This window comes from Spartobacteria bacterium UBA695 (assembly GCA_002298145.1).
Classification (GTDB): domain Bacteria; phylum Verrucomicrobiota; class Verrucomicrobiia; order Chthoniobacterales; family Chthoniobacteraceae; genus UBA695.
The window spans coordinates 177,161-201,313 of sequence record DBMP01000006.1 but is presented as its reverse complement, the minus strand read 5'-3'; the positions used below and the strand labels follow the sequence as shown (position 1 = coordinate 201,313).

Below are 24,153 nucleotides of genomic sequence, written 5' to 3'. Positions count from 1 at the left end.
GGTTTTACTCCGGTTGAGAGGGTTTGGTTTCCGGCTGAGGCGCGGGAGCCTCCGGCTGGGGCGCGGCGGCTTTTTCAGCGGCGGCTTTGGCGGCGGCCTCCTTTGCCGCGGCGACCTTGGCGGCTGCGGCCTTTGCTGCGGCTTCCTTTTTCTTGCGGGACGCCTCGATGCGGGCGTCGGTTTCGGCCGCTTCGGTGGGGTGGATGCTGTGGTAGTACTCGTTGGACTTGAGCAGCTCGGCCTTCGTCAGCACCAGCGGCTGGAAGCGGTCATAGGCGCTCTTTTCGTAGATGTTGTCCATGCGGATCGACTCGAACGGGCACGATTCCACGCAGATCTGGCAGCTCATGCAGACGGAGATGTCGATGTTGAAAACCTTGGGCCGCCGGATCGGCTTGCCGTTGGCGTCGCGGTCCTGCTCGATAAAGATGCACTGGGGAGGGCATTCCTTTTCGCAGATCTTGCACGCCACGCAGCGCATCCCTTTTTCGGGATCGTTGCCGTCGAATACGAGGAACGGGAAGCTGCGCGAGGCCTCGACTAGCGTGGGCCGTTCCTCCGGGTATTGCTCCGTAATGAGGCGCTTTTCGTGCTTGCGGTCAAAGTAGCTGCCAAACAGGTTGATGGCAGAAACCCACATGCCTTGAATGATGCCGATGCCGGGTAAGTTCATTGAAATTTAGCGGTCTACTTCGCCCAGAACGATGTCGATGGAGCCCAGGATGACGATCACGTCGGCGATCTTCGAGCCCAGGCACATTTCTTCGAGGAGCGTCAGGTTGATGAGGCTGGGGGGCCGGACGTGGTAACGGTAGGGCTTTTCCGTGCCGTCGCTCACGAGGTGGAAGCCGAGTTCGCCCTTGGGGCATTCGATGCGCCCGTAGGCTTCGCCCGCCGCCGGTTTGAACATGCGGTTTTTCACCGCCGGGTTCTGGATCGGCCCCTCGGGGATTTGTTCGAGCGCTTGCGAGAGGATCTTTAGCGTTTCGCGCGCTTCCAGGATGCGGAGCATGAAGCGGTCGTAACAGTCGCCAACCTCGCCGCGCGGCACGCGGAATTTCAGCTTCGGGTAAACGCCGTAGCCGTCCACTTTGCGGATGTCGTAATCGACGCCCGAGGCGCGCAGCACGGGCCCGGAAAGGCCGGCGTTGATGGCCCGCTCGGCGCTCAGCACGCCGACGCCCTGGAGACGGGAAAGGAGGATTTCGTTGCCGACGAGGAATTTCTCCATTTCGTCGAGGAACGCCGGGTAGGTGGCCAGGTACTCTTTCACGCGCCCGAGCCAGCCCGCCGGGGCGTCGCAACGGACGCCGCCAAAGCGCATGTAATTAAGCATCATGCGCGCGCCGGTCAGCTCTTCGAAGAAATTGAGGATCTTTTCGCGTTCGCGGAAGCCGTACATCAGCGCGCTGCCCCAGCCGCCCAGGTCGCCCAGCATGAAGCCGAGAAACGCGGTGTGATTCTGCAAACGGGTCAGCTCGCCGACGATCACGCGGAGGTACTCGGCGCGTTCCGGCACTTCGATGCCCGCGAGGACTTCGACGGCCCGGGCGTAGGCCCAGTTGTTCGTGCCGGAGCAGATGTAGTCGAGCCGATCGGTGTAGGGCATCGAGGCCAGCCAGCTATTGCCTTCGGCGATTTTTTCGTGATTGCGGTGAAGGTAGCCGAAGACCGGCTGGAGCGCGACAACGGTTTCGCCGTCCAAGCGCACGTTCATGCGGAAAACGCCGTGCGTGGAGGGGTGTTGCGGCCCGAGCGAGACGTCGAGGGTCGTTGCCCCCGCCCCGACCGAAGTGGAGAAGAAAGTTTGCGAACTCATGATGGTTATTGAGCCCTGGCGGCGGTGGCTTTCTGGGCGACGGCGCCGTGGGGCGTCGGTTCGTATTCGTAGTCCTCTGGGGCTACGTAATCTTTGCGAAGAGGATGGTCCTCGAACTCGTCCCACATCAGGAGACGGCGCAGATCGGGGTGGCCTTCGAAGCGGATACCGAGGAGGTCGTAGGCCTCGCGCTCCTGGAATTCGGCGCTTTTCCACACCGGGGTCAGCGAGGGGACGCGGGCGTCGTCGGTGCGGTTGCCGGTGCGCAGTTTCAGCGTGATGGGGCCGGTTTTGCGGCGGATCGAGTAGAGGTGGTAGACGGCCTCCAGGTACTCCGGGTAATCGACGCCGCTCACGTCGGAGGCGTAGTCGAGGAGCAGCTCGGGATCGTCGCGGAGGAATTCGGCGACTTGCAGCGCGTCGTCGCGGTGGACGAGGAGCGCGTGCTGGGCCGAGGGACTTGGGTTGTTGACGAGTTCGACTCGCGCGTTGGGAAGGGCGGAGGCGATTCGCGAAATGATGTTATCGGGAGTTAGGGTGCTCATTCGCGGGTGTTGGGACAGGGCGGACAGAAGACCTTGGGATTATAGGCGGGTTCCAGGTCGTGGGGGCCGTAGGCGGGAACCGGGTAGGACGTCGGGGCTTCGGGATCGGCGTGCCGGGGAAGGGTCTTTCCAAAAAGGCGCTGCTTTTCGATCTTCTTTTGCAGCGTAATGAGGCCCTCCAGGAGCGCCTCGGGGCGGGGGGGACATCCGGGAATGTAAACATCTACGGGAATGTAGCGGTCGATTCCCTTGAGCACGTTGTAGCCTTCCTTAAAGGGGCCGCCGGAGATGGCGCACGCGCCCATGGCGATGACGTACTTCGGCTCGGGCATCTGGTTGTAGAGCCGGACGACCAGGGGAGCCATTTTCTTGGTCACCGTGCCCGCGACGAGCATTAGATCGGCCTGGCGGGGCGACGGGCGGAAAACCTCGGCGCCAAAACGGGCCATATCGAAGCGCGCGGCGGCGGCGGCGATCATCTCGATGGCGCAGCACGCGAGACCGAATTGCATTGGCCAGAGGGAATTTTTACGTCCCCAGTTGTACAAATCTTCAAGCGAGGTTACAAAGATGCCCCGTTTTTCCAGTTCGGATTTGAGCGCTTCGTCGGTCATGTGAGTTGGAGAGTCTCCATGGAATTTGTCCCTTAGGCAACCCCTGAATTGCTGCCTCCACCCCACAAATTGGCCATTTTTGGTGCAAAATATGTGAGGCTTTCCGTTAAGTTCTGCTGGATTTTCTCGGGATTTCCCTTTCTCTAATAGGGAAACCGGAGAGGCCTTCTTGATATCCAACTTGTTACTTATTGCCGCGGCTGCCCTTTTAAGCATGGGCTTGCGGAGCTTTTCTCACCCGGTCTTGCGCAAACTTGGCTCGTTCGCCATCCTTGGGACCTCGTTTTTGATCGGCTATCTGGGCACGGGCCGCTGGCAGGTGGGGGCGTGCTTCGTGGCGAGCTGGCTGATGTTGCCGTGGCTGGAGATCCTGACCCGTGTGCGCCGCGCCCGGCTGCCCCGGATCAAGCCGCTGCGCCATCAATTTCCGCCTTCGCGTGAGATCTTCCCGGACCTCTCCGAGCTGACCGAGGAGATGGAGGAGGAGGGCTTCGAGTCGGTCGATGACGCCGGGTGGGACTGGGGCGATCACCGGCAATTTTTCCGGCTTTTCTACAAAGGCGACGAGCGTTTGCAGGCCTCCATCTGCCTCGTGGACCAGGACGATATCGCGTTTTATTTCCTGAGCGTCTCCTCCCGCGGCCCGTGCGGCGAGACGTGGACGACGTGGAATTACCCGTTTTCCTACTCGATGAAATTCGCCCCGAAGTTCCGCACCAACCGGCTCCGGGGCGACCGCAGCGTATTGGAGATTCTCGCTTCGCACCGGGAGTTCCTGACCCGTGAGGGAGTCACCCCCGGGATGATTGCCGCGTCCGACCCGGATACCATCCAGCTTGAATTGCAGCGCGACATGGAGCAGCAGATCGCGCACAACCTGGCCGCCGGGCTCCTCTTGCCGGTGGACGAGGAGATGGTCCGTTATTCCTGGCGCGGGATGCTTTTCATCTGGCTGCAATTCCTGCGCGATTTTGTGCGGCTGATGTAATTATAAGAGGGCTTGGGATGATTCTATAGCTAGAATTTCGCGCGGATTGTTGGCCCCGGCTCTTTCCGTAGACTTGCCGCCATGTTCCCCCCTTTCTTTCGCCAGGTTTATCGTTCTTTGGTCCCCATCATCGCGGCGGCGGTATTCGTTCCGCCGGTGGCTTTTGCGCAGCAGGAGGTGGCCAACCCGGGCTTCGAGCAGGGCATCCAGGGCTGGGTGACTTCGCCCGAAGACGCCGCTGCAAAGCTGAGCCAGGCCGTTGCCGAAGCGGCCCATAGCGGCTCGCTGGGCCTGCGGGTGCGGCAGGAGGCTACGGGGCCCGGTTCCTGGCTCCAGAGCGGCAAGGTGGCCGTGGATGCCGGGGCGAAATACCAGCTCCACTTCTGGGCGCGGGCGGTGGAGGAAAGCGGCGTGGGGGTGTGGATTCAGTTCTACGACGCCGAGCGGAAAGTGATCCAAACCTCGGCCCCGGTAATGACGCAAATCGTCCCCAACGCCAAGGACTGGAAGGAGTACACCTTCCCGTTCCAAACCCCGGCGGGTGCTGCCTACGCCACCTTGGCCGTTCATTGCTTCTCCAAGCGGGCGTGCCTGGCTGATTTCGATGACTTTTCCATTATTCCGCCTGTCGCTGCGGCGGCTCCGGTTTCAACGCTGCCTTTCAACAACCCGGGCTTCGAGCAGGGCATCCAGGGGTGGGTGACTTCGCCCGAGGACGCCGCTGCAAAGCTGAGCCAGGCCGTTGCCGAAGCCGCGCACAGCGGCTCGCTGGGCCTGCGGGTGCGGCAGGAGGCTACGGGGCCCGGTTCCTGGCTCCAGAGCGGCAAGGTGGTCGTGGATGCGGGGGCGAAATACCAGCTCCACTTCTGGGCGCGGGCGGTGGAGGAAAGCGGCGTGGGGGTGTGGATTCAATTTTACGACGCTGACCGGAAAGTGATCCAAACCCCGGCCCCGGTAATGACGCAAATCGTCCCCAACGCCAAAGACTGGAAGGAGTACACCTTCCCGTTCCAAACCCCGGCGGGCGCGGCCTACGCGACCTTGGCCGTTCATTGCTTCTCCAAGCGGGCGTGCTTGGCTGATTTCGACGACTTTTCCATGATGCCGTCTGTTACTGGCTCGTCCGCGTCCGCAGCCCCCGGCCTCATCGTGCCCCCGGCGGCGGCATCGAGCGGGGCCGCCACGCCGCCGCCTGTGCCGAATCTCCCGCCTCCGGGCGTGGCCCGAGTGAGGGAAATCGCCGCCAGCCTCGATCCCGTGGCGCATGGCCTGGGGCCGAAGTTCAGCAACCGCGCCGTTTGGGATGCTCTGAAATCCGACCCGGTTTTCCAAAAAAACATCCCCATGGCCGAGCGGTTCATGAACGAGCCGCCGCCTGAAATCACCGAGCAAGCCTACGCCGAAAGCGCCCGCACCATTGACCGGAAAGTCGACGGAGCCATAGACCGCCGCCGCTTCCGCATGATCACGCTCATCCTGGCCGAGGGGATGGAGAACAGCGGCCGCTTTCTCCCGGCCATCGAGCGGGAAATCGCCGCCATTTGTGCCGAGCCGAGCTGGGTTCTCCCCGCGCATGCCAAGTACACCCGGGGCAACGATCTGGGGTCGGCCATGACCTCCTGGAACCTCGCCGCCGCCGTCACCATCGCCGGGGAAAAACTCAGCGCGTCCACCAACAAGCTCGTGCGGGACGAAGTCCACCGGCGCGTCACGGCCACCTACCTGGAGCAGGTTCACGGCCAGAAAAAGCCGGAATGGTGGAGTTACGACGCCAACAACTGGAACGCCGTGGTGCATGGCGGCATCGTCGGCTCAGCTCTCGCCCTGGACGACAACGCGCAGGAACGGGCCGAACTGATTGCCGCCGCTGAGAAGGAGCTTGGCTTCTACCTTGGCAACTTCCACGACGGCTACTGCACCGAGGGCCTCGGTTATTGGAAATACGGCTTCGGCCACTACGTTCTTTTGGCGGAAACCGTGCTCGCCGCCACGCACGGCAAAGTGAACCTCTACGCCAGCGAAAGCGCCCGCGCCGTGGCCCAGTACCCGCGCCGTCTGGAAATGGCGGGCGGCTATATCCCGTCCTTTGCCGACTGCCCCTTCGACGACAAGCCCAACCCCTGGCTGCTCCACGTCATTGGCGTTCGTTACGGCCTCGGCGCCCTGGCTCCCCGGACCCTCTCCATGGGCGACATGTACAGCGCCTTCCTCTACGCCTACGCGGTCAATCTTTCCTTCGACCCCAAAGCTGCCGCGCCCTTTGACAAAGGCGGGGCATCCACGAAATCCGGCGGCCAGCGCGATTGGTTCGAAGAGGCCCAGGTGCTCGTCGCCCGGCCCCCGGCGGGTAAATCCGGCCTGAGCCTTGCCTTGAAGGGGGGCCACAACGGCGTCGGCCACGCCCATCTCGACCTCGGCTCCTACGTCGTCGCCGTCGGCGGCCAGCCGGTCATCGTCGACGCGGGCGGCACCGTCTACGACGCCACCACCTTCGGGCCCCAGCGGTTTGAAAACCAGGTGCTCAACTCCTATGGCCATGACGTCCCCATCGTTGCCGGGCAGTCGCAGGGCCCCGGGGCATCCTACAAAGCCGCCGTGGTCGCCAAGGAATTCTCCGACCAGCGCGACAGCCTTGTCCTCGACCTCATCCAAGGCTACGCCGTCGCCTCTCTTAAGAACCTCACCCGCAGGTTCGACTACGTGCGCGGCGAGGGGGCGTCCGTCACCGTCACCGACCGCGCCGAATTTTCCGCTCCGGAGCCCTTTGCCACCTCGCTCATCACCTACGGCGAAGCCCGGGAGGCAGCCCCCGGCGTCTGGATCATCACCAAGGGGGCCCAGAGCCTTCGGGCGGAAATCGATGCCCATGGCGCGGCCTTCACCGTCACCGACGAACTGCTCAAAAACCCCGCCCGGGCCGGGAAAGTCCGCCGCATCGGGATCAGCTTGAAGGAACCCTCCGCCAAGCCGGAGATCACCATCAAAATCACCCCGGCCACGTAGCCTCGCACGCTTTTAGAAGGCCTGCAAACCTCGGGGAGCGATATGGAGGTATGCCCCTCGTGCGTCCCTTCCTGTGGTATTGCTGGGCGGTTCTCTGCCTGGGCGGCCTCTGTGGCTGCCGAAAGGCCGGGACCCCTGACGCCCCCGGTGCGCCCGAAGTGCGCGTGATCTCGGTGGGGCTGCGAGATGTGCCGGTTTACCAAGACTGGATCGGCACCCTCAACGGCCTCGTCAACAGCCAGGTCCGGGCGCGCGTCAACGGCTACCTCATCGCGCGGAACTACAACGAGGGCTCCTACGTCACGGAGGGCCAGCTCCTCTTTACCATCGACCCGCGCCCGCTCGAAGCCGCCCTTAACCAAGCCTGCGGCGACTTGGCCCGCGCCGAGGCCACGGAAAAGCTCAACTGCGCTAACTACGTCCGCTCCGTCGCCCTTTACCGCACCGGCGTCGTCAGCGCCCAGGAGCGCGATACCGCGCAGGCTAATCACGGCACCGCCAAGGCCGATGTTCGGGCCCAGCAGGCGGCGGTGGAGACGGCCCGGCTCAACGTCGAGTTCTCCCGCATCACCGCCCCCGTTAGCGGCATCGCCGGAGCCGCCACGGCCCAGGTGGGCGACCTGGTCGGCCCCTCCACCACGGGCACCACTCTCCTGACCACTGTTTCCACCGTCGATCCGATCAAGGCCGAGTTCACCCTCACCGAGCAGGAATACCTCGGATTCATTCGCCGCCAGAAGCAGGCCGAGCTGGGGCGCAAGCTGGAGGGCGAATTGCAGCTCATCCTGGCCGATGGTTGGGTCTACCCGAAAAAGGGGAAGTTCGAATTTGCCGACCGCAGTGTCGATCCCTCCACCGGCTCGATCCGTGTCTACGCCCTCTTCGCCAACCCTGGCAACCGCCTGCGCCCGGGCCTTTTCTGCCGTGTGCGGACGCAGATCGACCTCCTCAAAGATGCCACCGTCGTCCCGCAGCGGGCGGTCTCCGACGTGCAGGGAACCCCGATCGTGATCGTCGTCACCCGCGAGGGCAAGGCGGCCTACCGCGTCGTGCAGCTGGGCGAGACTGACGGCCCCTGGCGCGTCGTGCGCAAAGGCGTCGCCCCGGGCGAGCGCATCATCGTCGAGGGGCTGCAAAAAGCCCGCGACGGCCAGCCCGTCCAGGTTGTGAAAAAAGAGGAGGCCCAATGAAGAGGGGGAGATGGGGCGGAGGCGCGGATTTCTACGGGTAAGCTATGTACCGCTTTTTTATCAACCGGCCCATCGTGGCCATCGTGATCGCCATCCTTATGGTGCTGGTAGGGAGCATCGCGGCCTATTTCCTGCCGATCGCGCTGTTCCCGAACATCGTTCCCCCGGAGATCCTCATCCACGCTACCTACCTGGGAGCGGACGCCGAGACCCTCGAAGCCGCCGTCGCCGCCCCGCTGGAGCAGCAGCTCAGCGGCGTGGACAACATGCAGTACATGATCTCCACCAATGCCAGCAACGGCCAGATGCAGCTCCGCATCGCCTTTGACGTGGCCAGCGACCCGAACATCGACCAGGTGCTCACCCAGATGCGCGTCTCCCAGGCCGCCTCGCAGCTCCCCACCGAGGTGAACAACTACGGCGTCACGGTGCAGAAGTCCCCCTCCTCGCCGCTGATGTTGATCGCCCTCTACTCCCCCGGCGGCAGCTATGACAACGTGTTTCTGGCCAACTACGCCTACATCAACCTCGTTGATCCGCTCACGCGCCAGCCCGGCATCGCCAGCATCAACGTCTTCGGCGCGGGCCAGTACGCCATGCGCCTCTGGGTGCGGCCCGACCGCCTGGCGCAGCTCGGCATCACCGTCCCGGAGATCATCACCGCCATCCGGGGGCAGAACTCGCCCAACCCCGGCGGGCAGATCGGCGCCGAGCCCGTCCCCGCCGGGCAGGAATTCACCACCACCGTCCGCACCCAGGGGCGGCTCGTCACGTCGGAGGAATTCGGCGACATCATCCTGCGGGCTAACCCCGACGGCGGCACCGTGCGGGTCAAAGACGTGGGCCGGATCGACCTCGGGGCGCAGAGCTACAACATCGAGGGACGCTTCAACGGCGAGGCTTCCGCGATCCTGGCCTTCTACCAGCTCCCGGGTACCAACGCCCTCCAGGCCGCCGACTCCGTGAAAGCCAAGATCGCCGAACTCTCCAAGCGCTTCCCCCCGGACATGCGCTACAAAGTCTCCCTCGACACCACCGTCGCCGTTCGCGAAGGGATGCGGGAGATCGTCAAAACCCTGGGCGAGGCGCTTCTCCTTGTCGTGCTGGTCGTCTTCGTCTTCCTGCAAGGCTGGCGGGCCACGCTCATCCCGCTCTGCGCCGTGCCGGTGTCGCTCGTCGGCACGCTGGCTTTTTTCCCGATCTTTGGGTTTTCCCTCAATACCCTGGCCCTATTCGGCATGGTGCTGGCCATCGGTGTGGTGGTCGATGACGCCATCGTGGTCGTCGAGGCCGTGGAGCGCCAGATGGAGCACGGCCTCGCTCCGCGCGAAGCCACGCTCGCCGCCATGGAGCGCGTCTCCGGGCCGATCATCGGCACCACGCTCGTCCTGGCCGCCGTCTTTGTCCCCACGTCGTTCATCCCGGGCATCACCGGGCGGCTTTACCAGCAATTCGCCCTCACCATCGCTATTTCCGTAACGCTCTCCGCCTTTAACGCCCTTTCGCTCTCCCCGGCGCTCGCCTCCCTCCTGCTACGGCCCCGCCATGAGGGTAAGGGACCGCTTACTTGGGCGTTCGGCGGCTTTAACCGGGGCTTTGAAAAAGCCACGGAGCGCTACGTGGCCACGAGCCGGGGGGCTATCCATCACCGCTTTTTGAGCCTCTTGCTGTTGGCCGCTTTCTGCGCGGTCTCGTGGTTTTTTGTGCGCCATATCCCCACGGGCTTCCTACCCGAGGAGGACCAGGGCTATTTCTACATCTCCGTGCAGCTTCCTGATGGGGCCTCGCTCCAGCGCACCTCGGAGGTCTGCAAAAAAGTGGAGGATATTCTCCACAAGACCCCCGGCGTGGCCCAGTTCAGCACCGTGGCCGGGTTTAACCTCCTGAGCACCCTGCAGGCGACCTACAACGGCTTTTTCTTCGTAACGCTCAAAGACTGGAGCGTTCGCACGCGCCCCGAGGAGCAGCTGCCCGCCATTCGCGCCCACCTGGCCCGGGAGCTGGCGCGCGTTCCCGGGGCCATCGCCTACAGCTTCCCGCCCCCGGCCATCCCGGGCGTCGGCACTTCGGGCGGCTTCACCTTCGCGCTGGAGGACCGGGCTGGAAAAGACGTCCCGTTTCTCGCCGCGCAGGTGGATCAATTCATGGCGGCGGCCCGGAAACGCCCCGAGATCGTCGGCCTGAGCACCACGCAGCTTCCGTCGGTCCCCCAGGTCTACGCCCAGGTGGACCGGAGCAAAACGCTCAAGCAGGGCGTGGATCTCGCCTCCGTCTACCAGGTCCTCCAGACCTACCTGGGGGGCTATTTTGTGAACTACTTTAACCGCTTTGGCCGCCAGTGGCAGGTCTACGTCCAGGCCGAGGGGGATTTCCGGCAAAACACCCGCGGCATCGAGGATTTCTACGTGCGCAACCAGGACAACCGCATGGTGCCGGTCAAGTCCGTCCTCGCCTTGCATCCCCAGAAAGGCCCGGAGTTCACCACCCGCTACAATCTCTACCGTTTTGCCCAGATCAACGGCGCGGCCGCCCCCGGCTACAGCTCTGCCCAGGCGATGAAGGCCCTGGAGGAAACCTTTGCCGAGACGATGCCGCCCGAAATGGGCTTCGACTACATCGGCATGTCCTACCAGGAGCAGAAAGCCGCCGCGGGCATCCCTCCGGCGGTCATTTTCGGCGTCTCGCTCATTTTCGTCTTCCTGATCCTCGCCGCCCTCTACGAAAGCTGGTCCTTGCCCTTCAGTGTCCTTCTGGGCGTACCGGTCGCCGTGGCCGGGGCACTCACGGCCATCTGGGGGCGGAACCTTGAAAACGACGTCTATGCCCAGATCGGCATGATCCTCCTCATCGGCCTCTCGGCCAAAAACGCCATCTTGATCGTCGAATATGCCCGCGCCGGGGTCGAGGAGGGGAAGGAAATCACTGCCGCCGTCCTCGAAGCCGCCCGGTTGCGCCTGCGCCCGATCGTCATGACCTCGCTTGCCTTCATCCTCGGGTGCGTCCCCCTCTGGACTGCCACCGGCTCCGGCGCGGCCTCCCGGCAGATCATCGGCACATGCGTCATCGGGGGGATGCTCGCCGCTACGGGCCTGGCTATTTTCCTAATTCCTGTCACGTTTGACACCGTGGAGCGTCTGGCACGGGGGCGGCGTGCGAAGTAAGGGCGGCTTCAATTTATAGCCAAAGTGCTTCCCAAAGTACTCGATTCGTCCTAAACATCCAAAAACGTCCTATGCCTAAAGCATCCAACAGCAAGCCGAACTCTGCATTGATGAAACCCGTGCAGCCCGATCCCGCCCTCGCCGCCATTGTCGGCAGCGAGCCCTTGTCGAGACCCGAGCTGACTAAGAAAATCTGGGATTACATCAAAAAACACAGTCTTCAGGATCCGGCCCAGAAGCGGATGATCAATGCCGATGCGACCCTCAAGCCGGTTTTTGACGGCAAGAGCCAGGTGAGCATGTTCGAGATGACGCGGCTTGTGAACGGTCACATCCAATAATGGGCCTGGGAACCAAAAACCGCCAAAACCAGACCGCCGAGACCTGCCGTGCGCATCTTCGGAGCGCCCACCGTGCGCAGTCTGAGCTGGTCGAGGAGTTTATCCAGGAAATCGAGGGCGGCCCCGTTTCGCCCGACGTCACCCGCTGGGGAAAATTTACCGATACATCCCGGAACGTGGATGCTATGCTCCAGCGCTTGGACGAATGCTTTACGCGCTGGCTTAATGGAGAGTCTTAAGCGCGCAAGCGGCGATCCCTTTTTAAAAAATGCCAAAACCTAACTACGGATACGAAAAACGCAGAAAAGAACTGGAAAAGAAAAAGAAGAAAGAAGAGAAACGGCGAGCCAAGCTTGAACGCCCTCATGATGGGGCCAGTGGAGAGGAAGCTCCAGCCGATGGCGTAGAAGCTTCTGCCGGTAACGCAGACGCTCCGACCAGCGAGGCTTAGTTAAAAAGCCAGCTCATTTTTTTTGCAAAGCGTTTAAAGCCTCCCCGGCAACAGCATCACTGTGACGAGGACCGATGGACTTTAGTGTCGTCCAGGAGAGCGCCGGGTGGATCGTGGTGGACAAGCCGCCGTTTTTGCAAATCCACCCCAAAAAGCCCGGCGGCCCCAGAACGCTCTGGCACGGCCTGCGGGAATTGCTGGCCTATGAACTGGCCAACGGCGGCCAGGTCTCCATCATCAACCGCCTCGATCGTGAAACCAGCGGGCTGGTGCTCGTGGCCAAACATCACGAAAGCGCCCGCCGCTTCCATGAAGCCATGAAGCGCCGGGCAGCGTGCAAGGAGTACCTCGCGCTCGTCTGGGGCTGGCCCGAGGCGGACGAGTTCACTGTCGATGCCCCCATTTTGCGCCAAGGCGAGCGCCTCCCCACGGCGATCTACCTGAAGCGCTGCATCCACCCCGAGGGCGCGCAAGCGGTGACGCATTTCCGGGTGGAAAAGCGGTTTGAGAAACCGACTAGCGCGGGGGAACGTTTCGCCCTGGTTCGCGCCTATCCCAAAACGGGCCGCACGCACCAGATTCGCCTGCATCTGGCCCACGCCGGGCACCCGATCGTTGGCGATAAAATTTACGGCCCCGACGAGCGCTGTTACCTGGAGTTTATCGAGACTGGCTGGACGGAGAGTCTCGAAAAGCGTCTGCTTCTGTCGCGCCATGCCCTGCATTCCGCGCGGCTGCGCATCGAAACGCCTGAGGACGGTGTATTGGAGTGGAGCGCCCCGCTCGCGCCTGACATGGCGGCGTGGATGGAGGTGGGGGGGCCATTACGGAGGTAGGATCCGCAGATTTCGCCGATTAACCTAAACCCGGAAATAGGATGAGCCGCAAAAAGGCGCAAAAATCGCTAAACGAAAGAGATGCTCTGATTTTGCGCCTCTTGCGCTTTTTTTCGGCTATTCCATCGCCGCTTTTAGTCCGCGTCTAAAACCTCCTCTTCTCGTGCCCAAACTCCATTTGGGCACGCCCTTGCTCCCGCAATTCCATTGCGGCCCATGAGGGTGTCCTGAAAGGGCACCGGTCTCCATAGCCCAGGGCAACGCCCTGGGATGATGGGTTCATATTTTACAAACGCACCCTGCAAGGGTGCGGGTAACTTTGCCCACGCCTAAAACCTCCGCACCTGCATCACGATCCAGCTCGAAAGCTCGATGCAGTTGTGCAGGAACTCGCGCCCGAAGCCATGAACGGTCAGGTGCGGCGCGGTGATTACCACCATGGCACTGATGATCGCGAGATTGGCCAGGTAAATGATCACCAGCGAAAAAAACGTCCCGTGCTGAGAGAGGTCCGACTGGCCCTTTGGGATCATCCAGAGCGTAAAGCTCATATGGAAGGTCCACGTGATGCCGAGGGCCAGGAATAGCCAGCGCGTATACGGCGTCATATCCCAGAAAAGCCAGCAGAGCGCGTAAAAGACGATCACCGCCACGCTGTAGAGCGGATAAAAATAGGGCGCCAGGGCGATCCAGACGTTGCTCTTGTTGGTGAGGATGTGCCCGCCGTCGCGGCGCACTTCGAACGCGCTGACTTTGCCTCCCATCAGCCAGACCCAGATGGCGTGGGTGAACTCATGCCCCCAGACGTAGGCGTAGTTGACCGCCCGCCGCGGCAGGCCGAAAAAGGCGATTCCCCAAAGCAGCCCGCCCAGGCAGAAAAACCAGAATTCCTCGGTGGCCCAGTACTGGTATTTAAACGTCTCGCGCGTGAAGATGCGGAAGAACGTCTTGGTCCAGACGAACGCCAGCGGCAGCAGAAAGACCGCGATGACGGTGTTGAGGACGCGCGTCGGGATGACGAGCTGGCGCCTCGGTGCCGGTACGTCGAACGGCTCGGCGCCGCCGATAAGCGATGCCGAGCCGGTCTGGAATCGGTGAACCTTCCGCTTTGCGTTTCCAGGGCGCTTGGGGAGCCGTGGCATTAGGTTCGCTAGGCGGTTGCAGGTTTATTTACGCGCGACCGAGGTAAGCGCCGTTGCGCGTGTCAATTTTGACCAGTTCGCCTTCTTTGATGAAGAGCGGAACGTTGATTACCTTGCCGGTTTCGAGCGTGGCCGGTTTCTGAACGTTGTTGGCGGAGTCGCCCCGGACGCCTTCGGCGGATTCGATGATTTTCATCGTGACGGTGGAGGGGAGCTCGACCTGGACGGCCTTGCCCTCGGCGTAGAGGACTTCGACGGGGAGGTTCTCCACGAGGTAATCCTTGGCTTCTTCGATGAGGTGTTCGTCGAGCGTGACGGTCTCGTAGGTTTCCGGGTCCATGAAGTTGAAGCCGGTGTTGTCCTTGTAGCTGAATTCCAGCTTCTGGCGGGAGACTTCGACGAGTTCCACCTTGTCGGTCGAGCCGAACCGGACGTCGGCGGATTTGCCCGTGCCGATGTAGCGGATGATGAGTTGGACAAATGCACGGAGGTTACCGGGGGTACGGTGCATGACTTCAAGGACGATGGCGACGTTTCCGTTGTAACGGATGGCCATGCCTTTGCGGAGATCGTTTGCTGCTGCCATGAGGTTTAGTAGAAAGAAATGATTGGAAAAAACAAATGAAGCAGTCCCAAGCCGCTTAGACAAGTCTGAACTTGGCCAGGTCTTGCGAATCGACGAGGCCGACGGGAACGGGGCTGCCGCTGGACTGGTCGACGACGATGAGGTCGTCTACGGCGTGTTTCTGCATAATCCGGAGGACTTCGACGGCCATTTTGTTGGCGTTGACGGTGATGGGGCAGGGGGTCATGAATTCGCCGACTTGCCGATTGAGCAGGTCGGGCACTTTTTCAAACTGCCGGCCGAAGTCGCCGTGGGTGAAGACGCCTGCAAGCGTGCCGTCGGGGTGGACGAGGACGGCGGCGCCAGCCCGGGCGTTGGCCATGCGTTTGATGACTTCGTGGATGGGCGTCTCGGGCGGCATGAGGGCGAGCTGGTCGCCGGTGCGCATGATTTCGGTGACTTTAAGGAGCAGGGAGCGCCCGAGGCTGCCGCCGGGGTGGTAGCGGGCGAAGTCTTCTTTTTTGAAGTTGCGGGCTTCCAGGAGCACCATTGCCAGGGCGTCGCCCAGGACGAGGGTGGCGGTGGTGGAGGAGGTGGGGGCGAGGCCGAGCGGGCAGGCTTCCTCCTGGATGGAGGCGTCCAAGTGGACGTCGGAGTGGATGGCGAGGGTCGATTTCGGGTTGCCGGTGATGGAGACGATCTTGACTTCGAAGCGGCTCAAGGCCGGGAGGATGCGCAGGAGTTCCTCGGTTTCGCCAGAGAAGCTCAATGCCAGGATGACGTCGCCGTCGGCCACGACGCCCAAGTCGCCATGGAGGGCGTTGAGGGAGTTAAGCACGACGGCGGGGGAGCCGGTGCTGGTCATGGTGGCGGCGATTTTTTCGCCGATGTGACCCGATTTGCCCACGCCGATGACGACGATTTTGCCGCGCTCTTTGAGGCTGGCCAGGATGGTCTCCACGGCACGAGTGAACGACTCGTCGAGGCGCTCGCCGACGCGGCGGACCTCGTCCAGTTCGATCTCAAAAACACGACGGGCTTTTGCAAGAAAATCCATACGGCAAAGTTTGGATGGGGGAGGGGATGCTGCCAAGGAAAAGTTGTCCCTGGCAAATTTATCAGGAGTAAAAAAAGCCGCGCCCGGTTTTTACGGAGCGCGGCTTTTTAAGGAGTCGATTGGTTACCAGTTGGTGATCCAGGTGGCCGTAGGGGTGGTGCCGGTTTTGGCCGGATCGACGGTGCACCAGAGGTCGAAGGTTGGGTTCATGCCGGGATTGGTGCCGGAACTGGCTGCCGTTCCCGAGCCGATGGTCGAGTAGCCGTACACGTTGCCGAAGGGATCGGTGACGGCCGTTACGTTGCCGGTGCCGTTTTTGGGAAACAGCATCCCGGGTTTGAACGGGAAGTAGGTCCGCTGCTGGCTCCGTTCGGCGGCCGTTACGATGCGGTTGCCATCGGCGTCGCCGCTGAGGGCTTTGTAAAGCACTACAGAGGAGGAGCCGCTCATCGTCGGCACGGCACCGCCGGCCTTGGGGATGACAACTCTCGGGTTGCCCGAGGCCTTCATGGACGCGGAGTCGGTGCTGCCGTCGTCGCGCGGATAATCGCCGTTGTCGACTTTGTACGATTCCAGCGCCAGCTCCAGGGCGGAGATTTCCGCCTTGGCCCGGTCGCGGGCCGCTTTGTTCTGCGCGTACTGGACGGTGGAGAGGGTCAGCCCGGCGAGCAGGGCGATGATGGACATCACCACCAGCAGCTCGATGAGGGTGAAACCAAAGAATAGGGGGCGTTTCATGGTGTGTGTGTTCCCTCGCTTCTAGGTCTGGTTCTGCATCTGTTGGATGATGGAGATCAGCGGCATGAAGAGGGCGATGACGATGCTGCCGACGACGACGGCCAGGATGACGATCATGAGCGGCTCAAGCATGGCGGTGAGGCCCGCGACGGCGTTGTCGACTTCGTCATCGAACACGTCGGCGATTTTCAGCAACATGTTGGGGAGTTGGCCGGTTTCTTCGCCGACGTCGATCATGCTGATGACTAGCGGTGGGAAGACGCCGCTGGATTCCAGCGGGGCGACGATGGATTCACCTTCTTTGACGGCGTCATGTACTTTCATGATGGCGTCGGCGATGACGGCGTTGCCCGCTGTGTCTTTGGTGATGTTGAGGGCCTGGAGGATCGGGACGCCGCTTTCTACGAGTGTTCCGAGCGTGCGGGTGAAGCGGGAGATGGCTGATTTGCGCAGCAGGTCGCCCAGGAGCGGCATTCGGATCTTGATCTGATCGAGGATGACGCGCCCTTTGGCGCTGTGGGAAAAGATGTTGTAGACGACGATGATGGTGACGATACCGCCGACGATGCCGATGAAGTTCTCTTGAATGGTCCGACTCAAGCTGATGACGAACTGGGTCAGCTCGGGCAGCGGCTTGTTACCGAGCATGTCTTTGAAGATCTGCTCGAATTTCGGAACGATGAAGACCAGGAGGAACCACATGATCAGCATGGCGATGATCAAGACGATGATCGGGTAGGCCATGGCTGACTTGACCTTGTTGGCGATCTTCTGGGCTTTTTCCTGGAACTCGGCCAGACGGTTGAGGACGAGCTCGAGAACACCGCCGAGCTCACCGGCCTTGACCATGTTGATGTAGAGCTTGTTGAAAATCTTCGGGTGCTGTGCCAGCGATTCGGAGAAGGTGTTGCCGCCCTGGACGGAGTCGGCGAGCTGGTTGATGGTTTTCTTTAGCACCGGGTCGCGCTCTTGCTTGGCGAGCACCGTCAAGCCCCGCAATAGCGGTAGACCGGCGTCGATCAGCGTGGCGAGCTGCCGCGTAAAGATCATGAGCGTCTTGCTCTTGACGGTCTGTTTGGTGAAGAGGCCTGAGCTGCTGGACTTCTTTGCCGTTGCCGAGGCTGCCGCCGGGGCCGGTTTGGAAGCTTTTTTAGCGGATTTGCGAGGCGCTCCTCCTTTTCCTTCTTCCGTCACACTGGTGGGGAAGTAGCCAGACTGTCGCAGCTGGCCGATGGCATCGTTGGAGGAAGCGGCTTCAATTACGCCGGTGGATTCACTGCCACGGGCGTCTAGAGCGACGTAGTTAAACTTTGGCATAGGGGGCTTGGGGACAATGGAATGGATCACACTGCGAAACAAAAAACAAGAGGCCCGCATCCTCCGGCTCGGTGTCGTTATGAACGGAGGTCATGCGGCTGCCCGTTGACTCCGCCCATGGCGTTTTCCCCTTTGGATGTTTTCCTCGCTTGGGTCTCCGTGCCTTTTGCTCAGCAATTCGTAAAAAGAATGGCCATGGAACCGGGATTTGTCCAATGAGAACTGTGTCTGAAGCCATTTTGTTACCGGGTTTTTTCCCTTCTGTGCGGGCAACGTCATTACTTTGTGAAACTTTTTAAGCTCCCGCCCCGCAAGGGAATGCTTTAGGATGGGGTTTTTATGAATCCTCGCCTTGCCTCCATTGCCGCCTTTGCCGAAGCCCGGAAACTGATTCCCGGCGGAGTGAACTCTCCGGTTCGCGCTTTTCGCAATGTGGGGGGGGAGCCGTTTTTCGTGCAGCGGGCGGCGGGGGCCCATATTTGGGATATCGACGGCAATGAGCTGATTGACTACGTGGGGACGTGGGGCCCGGCGATTCTGGGGCATGCGCCGGAGTGTGTGATCGCGGCGATTCGCGAGACGGCGGGCAATGGCGTGAGCTTCGGCATCCCGAACCCGCTGGAGGTGGAGATGGCCCGGCTGATTCGCGCGTGGATGCCGTCGGTGGAGAAGGTGCGGATGGTCAATTCGGGCACTGAGGCGACGATGTCGGCGCTGCGGCTGGCGCGCGGGTTTACGGGGCGGGACAAGATTGTGAAGTTCGAGGGTTGCTACCATGGGCACGGCGACAGTCTGCTGGTGCGGGCGGGCAGCGGCGCGCTGACGCACGGGGAGCCGGATAGCGCCGGGGTGCCCAGGGCGTTTGCGGAGCTGACGCTCACGCTGCCGTTCAATGATGTGGAGGCGCTCAAGGGGCTTTTTGCGCGGGAGGGCCGGGAAATCGCTGCGGTGATCCTGGAGCCGATTCCCGCCAATGCGGGCCTTTACTTTCCGCAGCCGGGTTTCCTGGAGGAGCTGCGCGCGCTTTGTTCGCAGTACGGCGCGGTGCTTATTTTCGACGAAGTGATGACCGGCTTCCGCGTGGCCCGGGGCGGTGCGCAGGAGCTCTACGGGATCGTGCCCGACTTGAGCACGATGGGTAAGGTGATCGGCGGCGGGTTGCCGGTGGGGGCCTTTGGCGGGCGGGCGGAGATTATGGACCAGCTTTCGCCAGACGGTCCGGTGTATCAAGCCGGGACGCTCTCGGGTAATCCGCTGGCCATGGCGGCGGGGCTGGCGCAGCTGCGGGAGCTGGAGCGCGTGAACGGCTGGCAGCGCCTGGAGGAGATTGGCGCGGCGTTTGAGGAGGCGCTCGGGCCGGTGCTAAAGCGGAAGGCGGGCGCGCTGACTTTCCACCGCGTGGGCTCGATGTTCTGCCTCTTTTTTACGGGCGGCCCGGTGCTCAACTTGGCCGATGCGCTTAAGAGCGACCGCGAGGCGTTCGGCAAATTCTTCCACCGCGCTCTGGATAGCGGCGTTTACTTTGCGCCGTCGCCGTTTGAGACGGGCTTTCTGTCGCTGGCGCACACGTTCGAGGATATCGAGACGACGGCCCGTGTGGCCAGCGAGGCGCTCGGGTAGGGGGGCACTAGCACTTTCCGTTCTCCGACTCCGGCAGGCGGAAGGTGCAGACGACTTTCGAGCCGCCCTCGGGCTTGCGCGAGGAGCAGAGCCGGGCGCCGATGATCCGGGCCCGGTAGCGCATGGTGTGCATCCCGAGGCCGCCGTTGGTGCTGGAGGGTTTGGGGTCATCGGGGATGCCGACGCCGTTGTCGTCGACGGTGATTTCCAGGTTGTCGCCCTGCTGATCCACGTAGATGATTACTTTGGTCCCCTTGCTGTGTTTGACGGCGTTGTGGAGGGCCTCCTGGGCGATCCGGTAGAGGTGCGTGGCGACCTCGTGGTTGTCGATCTGCACCGGGGCGCGGCAAACGAATTCGCACGGGATGCGGAAGATCCGCTCGGTGTTGGCGGCGAGCGTTCTCAGCCCTTCCAGGAGCCCGCCATCGGTGAAGTCGAGCGGCGAGAGTCCCCGCGCCAGGCTGCGGGCGTGGTCCACGGCGTTGTTGAGCATGTCTTTGATCTGCGCGGCGTCGTCGGCCTGCTTGAGGCCGTATTGCCGGAGGTCTTTTTCTAGCAGGCAGCAGAGCATGATGACGCCCACGAGGTGCTGGCAGAGGTCGTCGTGCAGGTCCTGGCCGATGCGCTGTTTCTCAAAGTCCGAAATCTCCAGGACTTCTCTCTCCAGCCGCCGCCGCTCGGTGATGTCGCGCACGGTGGCGGCGATGCCCTCGATCCGCCCGGTGACGCCGTAGATGGGGGAGAGGGTCAGCGCGACGTCGATGCGGCGGCCGTCTTTGGCGATGCGCACGGTTTCGACGTCGTGGACGGCTTTTCCTTTGAGGACGGAGGTGGTGAATTCCCGGCTTTCCCGGAGGTGATCCCTGGGTACCAACTGGAGGCAGTCGGCCCCGAGCATCTCTTCCTCCGTGTAGCCGAAGATCCGCGTGGCGGCGGGGTTCCAGCTCGTGACGGTGCCGTCCGGGCCGGTGCTGTAGATGGCGTCGATCGAGCTTTCGACAATGGCCTGGAAACGCTGCAAGGCCCGCTCGGATTGCTTGCGCTCGGAGATGTCGCGCACGTTGACGATCAAGGCCCGCACGCCGGGGTCGTCGAGGAAATTGGAAACGGTGGTTTCGACCCACCGCCAACTGCCGTTTTTGCAAAGGACCCGTACCTCGCCGGTGGCGGAGCAGCCCGGGGCTTTCTTGAGTTCCTTAAGGTTCTCCCGGACTTTCTTTACTTCATCGGGGTGAATCCAGAAAAAGATATTGGCTCCGATCCAGTGGGAGGCTTCGAAGCCGAACATTCGCTCTGCCTGCGGGCTGACGTAGAGGACGTCGCCTTGCTCGGAGACGATGCCGATGGTGTCGCTGCTTTTTTCGATGAGCGCCCGGAAATGGCGTTCGCTGCGTTCGAGTTTTTCCTCGGCGAGTTTCCGCTCGGTGATGTCGCGCGAGATGCCGATGATGCCGACGATCTGGTTGCGGTGGTTGCGGTAGAGCCCTTTTTGAATCAAGAGCGTCCGGTCGCCCGCCGGGTGTTTTAGTACGATCTCGTAGCCCAGCATGCGCCCGGTGCCCAGGACGACTTCGTTGTGGCTGTGGATGGACTGGGCGAGCTCGGGCGGGAACACTTCGTCGATGCTTTTGCCGGTCAGCCGTTCGTGCCCGCTGCCGAAGAGGTCCTTGCAGGCTGAATTGTGCATCAGGAAATGCCCCTCGGTATCGTAGATGAAAATCCCGTCGCCGGTGCCTTCCACGATGCGGTTAAAAAGCGAGTGGCTCTCTCTGAGGTCCTGTTCGGTTTTGTGCTGGTGGGTGGTTTCTGTCAGCGTCAGGAGAAAATGGCCGGTCGATTCCAGCGGTTCGGCGCGCAGATGAAACCAGTGCTGCTGTTGGGCCGCGCGGACGTGGAACTCCGCCACGAATTTGGGCAAGAGGCCCTGCACGACTTTGGCGATGCCGATGTAGACTGGCCGTGCCTCGGGGGAAATTTTCTGAAATGCGCCGAGGTCGATTGCTGTGTGGCCGCCGCCGCGGGGATCTCTGAGGTTGAGCTTGGCTTGCAGGCTGTGCCAGGCCTTGTTGGCGAGCGCGATGGCGCCCTCGCGGGTGAGGACGGCGACGGCGTAGGGAAGGTTGCGGATCGCGGCCAGGGACAAGGCTGTTGCAAGCTTCTCCGAATGAGGAGAAGTGCGGGCCGTTTCATCCTGTTGGGCCGGTTCGTCTGCTGCCATTTTGGGGAACACGATTGAGCTGGGGGTAAGTCCCAATCCTCCGGGAAAGTCCCAAATTATTAGGACACGTGAATATTTGTGCAAGCGCTGAGTTGATGTTTCGCAGCGAGGCTTGCCTTCGGTTGTCTAGTGGGGCGGGGAAAACCTTATTTTTTAATGTCCCTGAGTCGCATCGCCGCTTTCTTCCGTGGGTTCGGGCTTCTTTTTGTCTACCGGCTTTTTTTTGCCTTTTCCCGTCAGGGATTGCCAGAGGTTGAGGAATTGTGTCCCGTACTTTTGCCCCATGAGGACGGGCAGAAGATCGGTGCTGGGATGGGAGACGGTGCCTTTGATGTTGAAGGCGATTTCGCGGAAGCTCCGCCCGGGGACGGGCTGGAACCCGGCGTCCATCCAGCCCGGAAGCTGGCGGCTGATTTTGGGCCCGACGGCGAGGCGCGCGGCGAGGTTGAGCTTGCCGTCCCATTCGCTTGTGCCGTTGGCGGCCAGGCTCATGTTGGCCGATTCGACGACGAGGCTGTCGATGAAGACTTTGCCCTCGGCGGCGCGGAGGTCGAGCTGGGCGTTGTGGAGCTGCATTTCTCGCAGTTCCTCGATCTGCAAAATTTTGCCGATGGCCTCCAGGATGCCGACTTGCTCGACTCGGCTCTCGCGGAGCTTGAGCTGGCCGATGCCCTGGATGGAGCGCTTCTGGCCCACGGCGCCGTAGAGATCGAGGCTGCCTTGCATGGTGCCGGTGGCGCGCTCGGCGGTCTGCTCTTCGCCGAACTGGGTCAGCAGGCCGTTGAGGCTCACGCCGTCAAAGAGCAGGTCGAGGGTGAAGAGCGGCAAATCCTGCGTGGGCTGGAGGGTGGCGCTGCCGCGAATGGTCCCCTGGGCGATGCGTGCGTCGATGGGGGCAAGGGCGATGCCGCCTTTTTGGAAGGAGAAGGGTGCGGCGAAGCCGTCGATGACGAGGCCCTCGCGCAAGGTGGTCTTGGCGACGGCGACGGTGCCCTCGGGTTTTTCCGGATCGCGCAGGTAAACGTTGGCCCCCTCGAAGGTGACGGTGGGACGCCCTTGGTGGTCGATGAAGCGCAGGGTAGCGTTTTCCACTTTGATGGCTTCGATGCGGAATTCCAGGGGGCGTTTGGGGCCATGCTCCCGCGTTTTCTTATGCGGCTTGTGGGGGCCCTCGGGGGTGGGGGATTCGGTGGCTGACGGGCTGGCTTTTGCTACAGGGGGGGCCAGGGGGCAGGGCGGTTTCTGCGGTACCGGGTTCCACATCCCGTCCTTGCCTTGCGTCCAGGTGAGTAACGGGGCTTTGAAGAGCAGTTTATTAATGACCACGCGGCCCGAGAGGAGCGGCAGCCAGCCGACGCTGGCGGAGACGGATGGAATGGTCAGCGTGGAGCCGGTGCCCCCCTCGGTCCCCATGGGGCCGAAGTTGCACTCGACGTCATAGCCGGTGAGGCCGCCCCAGAGGGTGTAGTGGAGGCTGCTGAACCGCACCGGTACGCCGAGTTCGCGCTTTAGGGCGGTTTCCAAGCACGTCCGGACCTCTTTCGAACCTGCGTACAGGTCGAGGCCGAGGAGAATCGCCGCCCCGGCGAGGATTCCCGCGGAGATCAGAAACCGCTTGGAAAAGTTTTGCACGGACACCAAAGTAGTCACGATGGTTTGAAAGAAAAGACCGAAGTCAAATGAGCAAGATAATGGTGATCCTCAACCCCGCCGCTCGAAGCGCCAAGGCTGCAGGGCTTCTCGGAGAAATCGAAACGCTGGTGCGTGGCGAGGCCGTGGTCGCCCTGAGCAGCGAACCGGGGGACGCCCGAAGGCTGGCGAGGGAGGCTGCCTTATCCGGTGCGCAGGTGGTGGTGGCAGCAGGGGGGGACGGCACGGTGAATGATGTCCTCAACGGCATCGCGGGCACGGGGGCGACGCTGGGGATTTTGCCCACGGGGACGATGAACGTTTTTGCGACCGAGCTGGGCTTGCCGAGAAATCTCCGGGAGGCGTGGGCGGCCATTCGCAACGGCGACTCCCGCGAGATTGATTTGCCGAGGGCCTCTGGGCACGCGTTTGTTCAGATGGCGGGGGTGGGGCTCGATGCTCAGGCGCTGCAATCCACGAGCTGGGAGGCCAAGCGCAATCTGGGGCCGCTGAGCTACGTTATCTCGGCCGCGCAGGTGGCTGCCCGCAAGCCGCCGACGCTCCGGGTGAAGGCGGAGGGGGCGGAGCATGAGGGCTCCTTTGTGCTGATTGGCAATGGTCGTTTCTACGGAGGGCCGTTCCCGGTTTTTCCCAATGCGCGGCTCGATGATGGATTACTGGATGTGATCCTGTTTGAGCGCGTTGGTCATCTGGATTTGATCCGCTACCTTCAGGCCGCGCTGTTTGGAAAGCACATTGACATGCCGGACGTGACTTATCTGCAAACGCGGGCGCTCTCGGTGGCGAGTGAGAGCGATGTGCCTGTCGAAGTGGACGGGGAGGTGGTTGGCCGGGTGCCGGTGGATTTCGAGTGCGAGCCCCGGGGGCTGCGCGTGATCGTGCCGGGATGAATGAACCG

At 62.2% G+C, this 24,153-nt stretch carries 21 protein-coding genes; 10 read left to right on the top strand and 11 right to left on the bottom strand.

What is annotated here, in order from left to right:
• Positions 1–4: 4 nt before the first annotated feature.
• Genes B2828_RS02755 through B2828_RS02740 form a run of 4 tightly spaced genes read right to left on the bottom strand, consistent with a single transcriptional unit; the run spans position 5 to position 2,978 of the window.
• A complete protein-coding gene (locus B2828_RS02755) occupies positions 5–673 on the bottom strand; it encodes a 4Fe-4S dicluster domain-containing protein (protein WP_479632153.1) in 669 nt (222 codons plus the stop codon).
• A gap of 6 nt (positions 674–679) precedes the next feature.
• Entirely contained in the window at positions 680–1,819 is a 1,140-nt protein-coding gene (locus B2828_RS02750) for an NADH-quinone oxidoreductase subunit D (RefSeq protein ID WP_479632152.1), read from the bottom strand.
• Positions 1,820–1,824: 5 nt separating this feature from the next.
• Positions 1,825–2,364, bottom strand: a complete 540-nt coding sequence (locus B2828_RS02745; protein WP_479632151.1) for an NADH-quinone oxidoreductase subunit C — start codon at positions 2,362–2,364, stop codon at positions 1,825–1,827.
• Positions 2,361–2,978, bottom strand: a complete 618-nt coding sequence (locus B2828_RS02740) for an NADH-quinone oxidoreductase subunit B (RefSeq protein WP_479632150.1) — start codon at positions 2,976–2,978, stop codon at positions 2,361–2,363. Before B2828_RS02740 ends, B2828_RS02745 begins: the two co-directional genes overlap by 4 nt.
• Positions 2,979–3,222: 244 nt before the next feature.
• Between B2828_RS02740 and B2828_RS02735 the strand changes: the two genes are divergently transcribed.
• The 8 genes from B2828_RS02735 (at position 3,223) to B2828_RS02700 (ending at position 12,948) form a co-directional block, all read left to right on the top strand.
• Entirely contained in the window at positions 3,223–3,966 is a 744-nt protein-coding gene (locus B2828_RS02735; protein ID WP_479632149.1) for a hypothetical protein, read from the top strand.
• Between the two features lie 81 nt (positions 3,967–4,047).
• A complete protein-coding gene (locus B2828_RS02730; RefSeq protein WP_479632148.1) occupies positions 4,048–6,969 on the top strand; it encodes a carbohydrate binding domain-containing protein in 2,922 nt (973 codons plus the stop codon).
• A gap of 50 nt (positions 6,970–7,019) precedes the next feature.
• Complete coding sequence (locus tag B2828_RS02725) at positions 7,020–8,159, top strand: efflux RND transporter periplasmic adaptor subunit (RefSeq protein WP_479632147.1); 1,140 nt, start codon at positions 7,020–7,022, stop codon at positions 8,157–8,159.
• Between the two features lie 44 nt (positions 8,160–8,203).
• On the top strand, positions 8,204–11,320 hold the full coding sequence (locus tag B2828_RS02720) for an efflux RND transporter permease subunit (RefSeq protein ID WP_479632146.1): 3,117 nt from the start codon (positions 8,204–8,206) through the stop codon (positions 11,318–11,320).
• 71 nt (positions 11,321–11,391) lie between these two features.
• A complete protein-coding gene (locus tag B2828_RS02715; RefSeq protein WP_479632145.1) occupies positions 11,392–11,661 on the top strand; it encodes an SWIB/MDM2 domain-containing protein in 270 nt (89 codons plus the stop codon).
• Positions 11,661–11,900 (top strand): hypothetical protein, encoded by a 240-nt coding sequence (locus B2828_RS02710; protein ID WP_479632144.1) that lies wholly within the window; start codon positions 11,661–11,663, stop codon positions 11,898–11,900. Before B2828_RS02715 ends, B2828_RS02710 begins: the two co-directional genes overlap by 1 nt.
• Before the next feature lie 29 nt (positions 11,901–11,929).
• Positions 11,930–12,112: a hypothetical protein gene (locus B2828_RS02705; protein ID WP_479632143.1), complete on the top strand. Its 183-nt coding sequence runs from the start codon at positions 11,930–11,932 to the stop codon at positions 12,110–12,112.
• A 74-nt stretch (positions 12,113–12,186) separates the two neighbouring features.
• Positions 12,187–12,948, top strand: coding sequence for an RluA family pseudouridine synthase (locus tag B2828_RS02700; RefSeq protein WP_479632142.1), 762 nt, complete (start codon positions 12,187–12,189; stop codon positions 12,946–12,948).
• A 329-nt stretch (positions 12,949–13,277) separates the two neighbouring features.
• Here B2828_RS02700 and B2828_RS02695 read toward each other — a convergent pair whose 3' ends face one another.
• From B2828_RS02695 to B2828_RS02675, 5 genes are all read right to left on the bottom strand, one after another.
• On the bottom strand, positions 13,278–14,090 hold the full coding sequence (locus B2828_RS02695; RefSeq protein WP_479632141.1) for a hypothetical protein: 813 nt from the start codon (positions 14,088–14,090) through the stop codon (positions 13,278–13,280).
• Positions 14,091–14,118: 28 nt separating this feature from the next.
• Positions 14,119–14,676, bottom strand: a complete 558-nt coding sequence (gene efp / locus B2828_RS02690) for an elongation factor P (RefSeq protein WP_479632140.1) — start codon at positions 14,674–14,676, stop codon at positions 14,119–14,121.
• Positions 14,677–14,731: 55 nt separating this feature from the next.
• Positions 14,732–15,712 (bottom strand): KpsF/GutQ family sugar-phosphate isomerase, encoded by a 981-nt coding sequence (locus B2828_RS02685; RefSeq protein ID WP_479632139.1) that lies wholly within the window; start codon positions 15,710–15,712, stop codon positions 14,732–14,734.
• Between the two features lie 123 nt (positions 15,713–15,835).
• Positions 15,836–16,450, bottom strand: a complete 615-nt coding sequence (locus tag B2828_RS02680) for a type II secretion system protein (RefSeq protein ID WP_479632138.1) — start codon at positions 16,448–16,450, stop codon at positions 15,836–15,838.
• 21 nt (positions 16,451–16,471) lie between these two features.
• Positions 16,472–17,767 carry a type II secretion system F family protein gene (locus B2828_RS02675; protein WP_479632137.1) on the bottom strand — a complete coding sequence of 432 codons (1,296 nt, stop codon included), beginning with the start codon at positions 17,765–17,767 and terminating at the stop codon, positions 16,472–16,474.
• A 339-nt stretch (positions 17,768–18,106) separates the two neighbouring features.
• Here B2828_RS02675 and hemL point away from each other — a divergent pair, with 339 nt between their 5' ends.
• Positions 18,107–19,387 carry a glutamate-1-semialdehyde 2,1-aminomutase gene (gene hemL, locus B2828_RS02670; protein ID WP_479632136.1) on the top strand — a complete coding sequence of 427 codons (1,281 nt, stop codon included), beginning with the start codon at positions 18,107–18,109 and terminating at the stop codon, positions 19,385–19,387.
• 7 nt (positions 19,388–19,394) lie between these two features.
• On the opposite strand, the gene B2828_RS02665 is transcribed toward hemL, so the two are convergent.
• Together B2828_RS02665 and B2828_RS02660 are read right to left on the bottom strand one after the other, a co-directional pair.
• On the bottom strand, positions 19,395–21,605 hold the full coding sequence (locus B2828_RS02665; protein ID WP_479632135.1) for a PAS domain-containing sensor histidine kinase: 2,211 nt from the start codon (positions 21,603–21,605) through the stop codon (positions 19,395–19,397).
• 153 nt (positions 21,606–21,758) lie between these two features.
• Positions 21,759–23,237: an AsmA family protein gene (locus B2828_RS02660; RefSeq protein WP_479632134.1), complete on the bottom strand. Its 1,479-nt coding sequence runs from the start codon at positions 23,235–23,237 to the stop codon at positions 21,759–21,761.
• Between the two features lie 47 nt (positions 23,238–23,284).
• On the opposite strand from B2828_RS02660, the gene B2828_RS02655 reads away from it, so the two are divergent.
• A complete protein-coding gene (locus B2828_RS02655; RefSeq protein ID WP_479632133.1) occupies positions 23,285–24,145 on the top strand; it encodes a diacylglycerol/lipid kinase family protein in 861 nt (286 codons plus the stop codon).
• Positions 24,146–24,153: the final 8 nt, after the last annotated feature.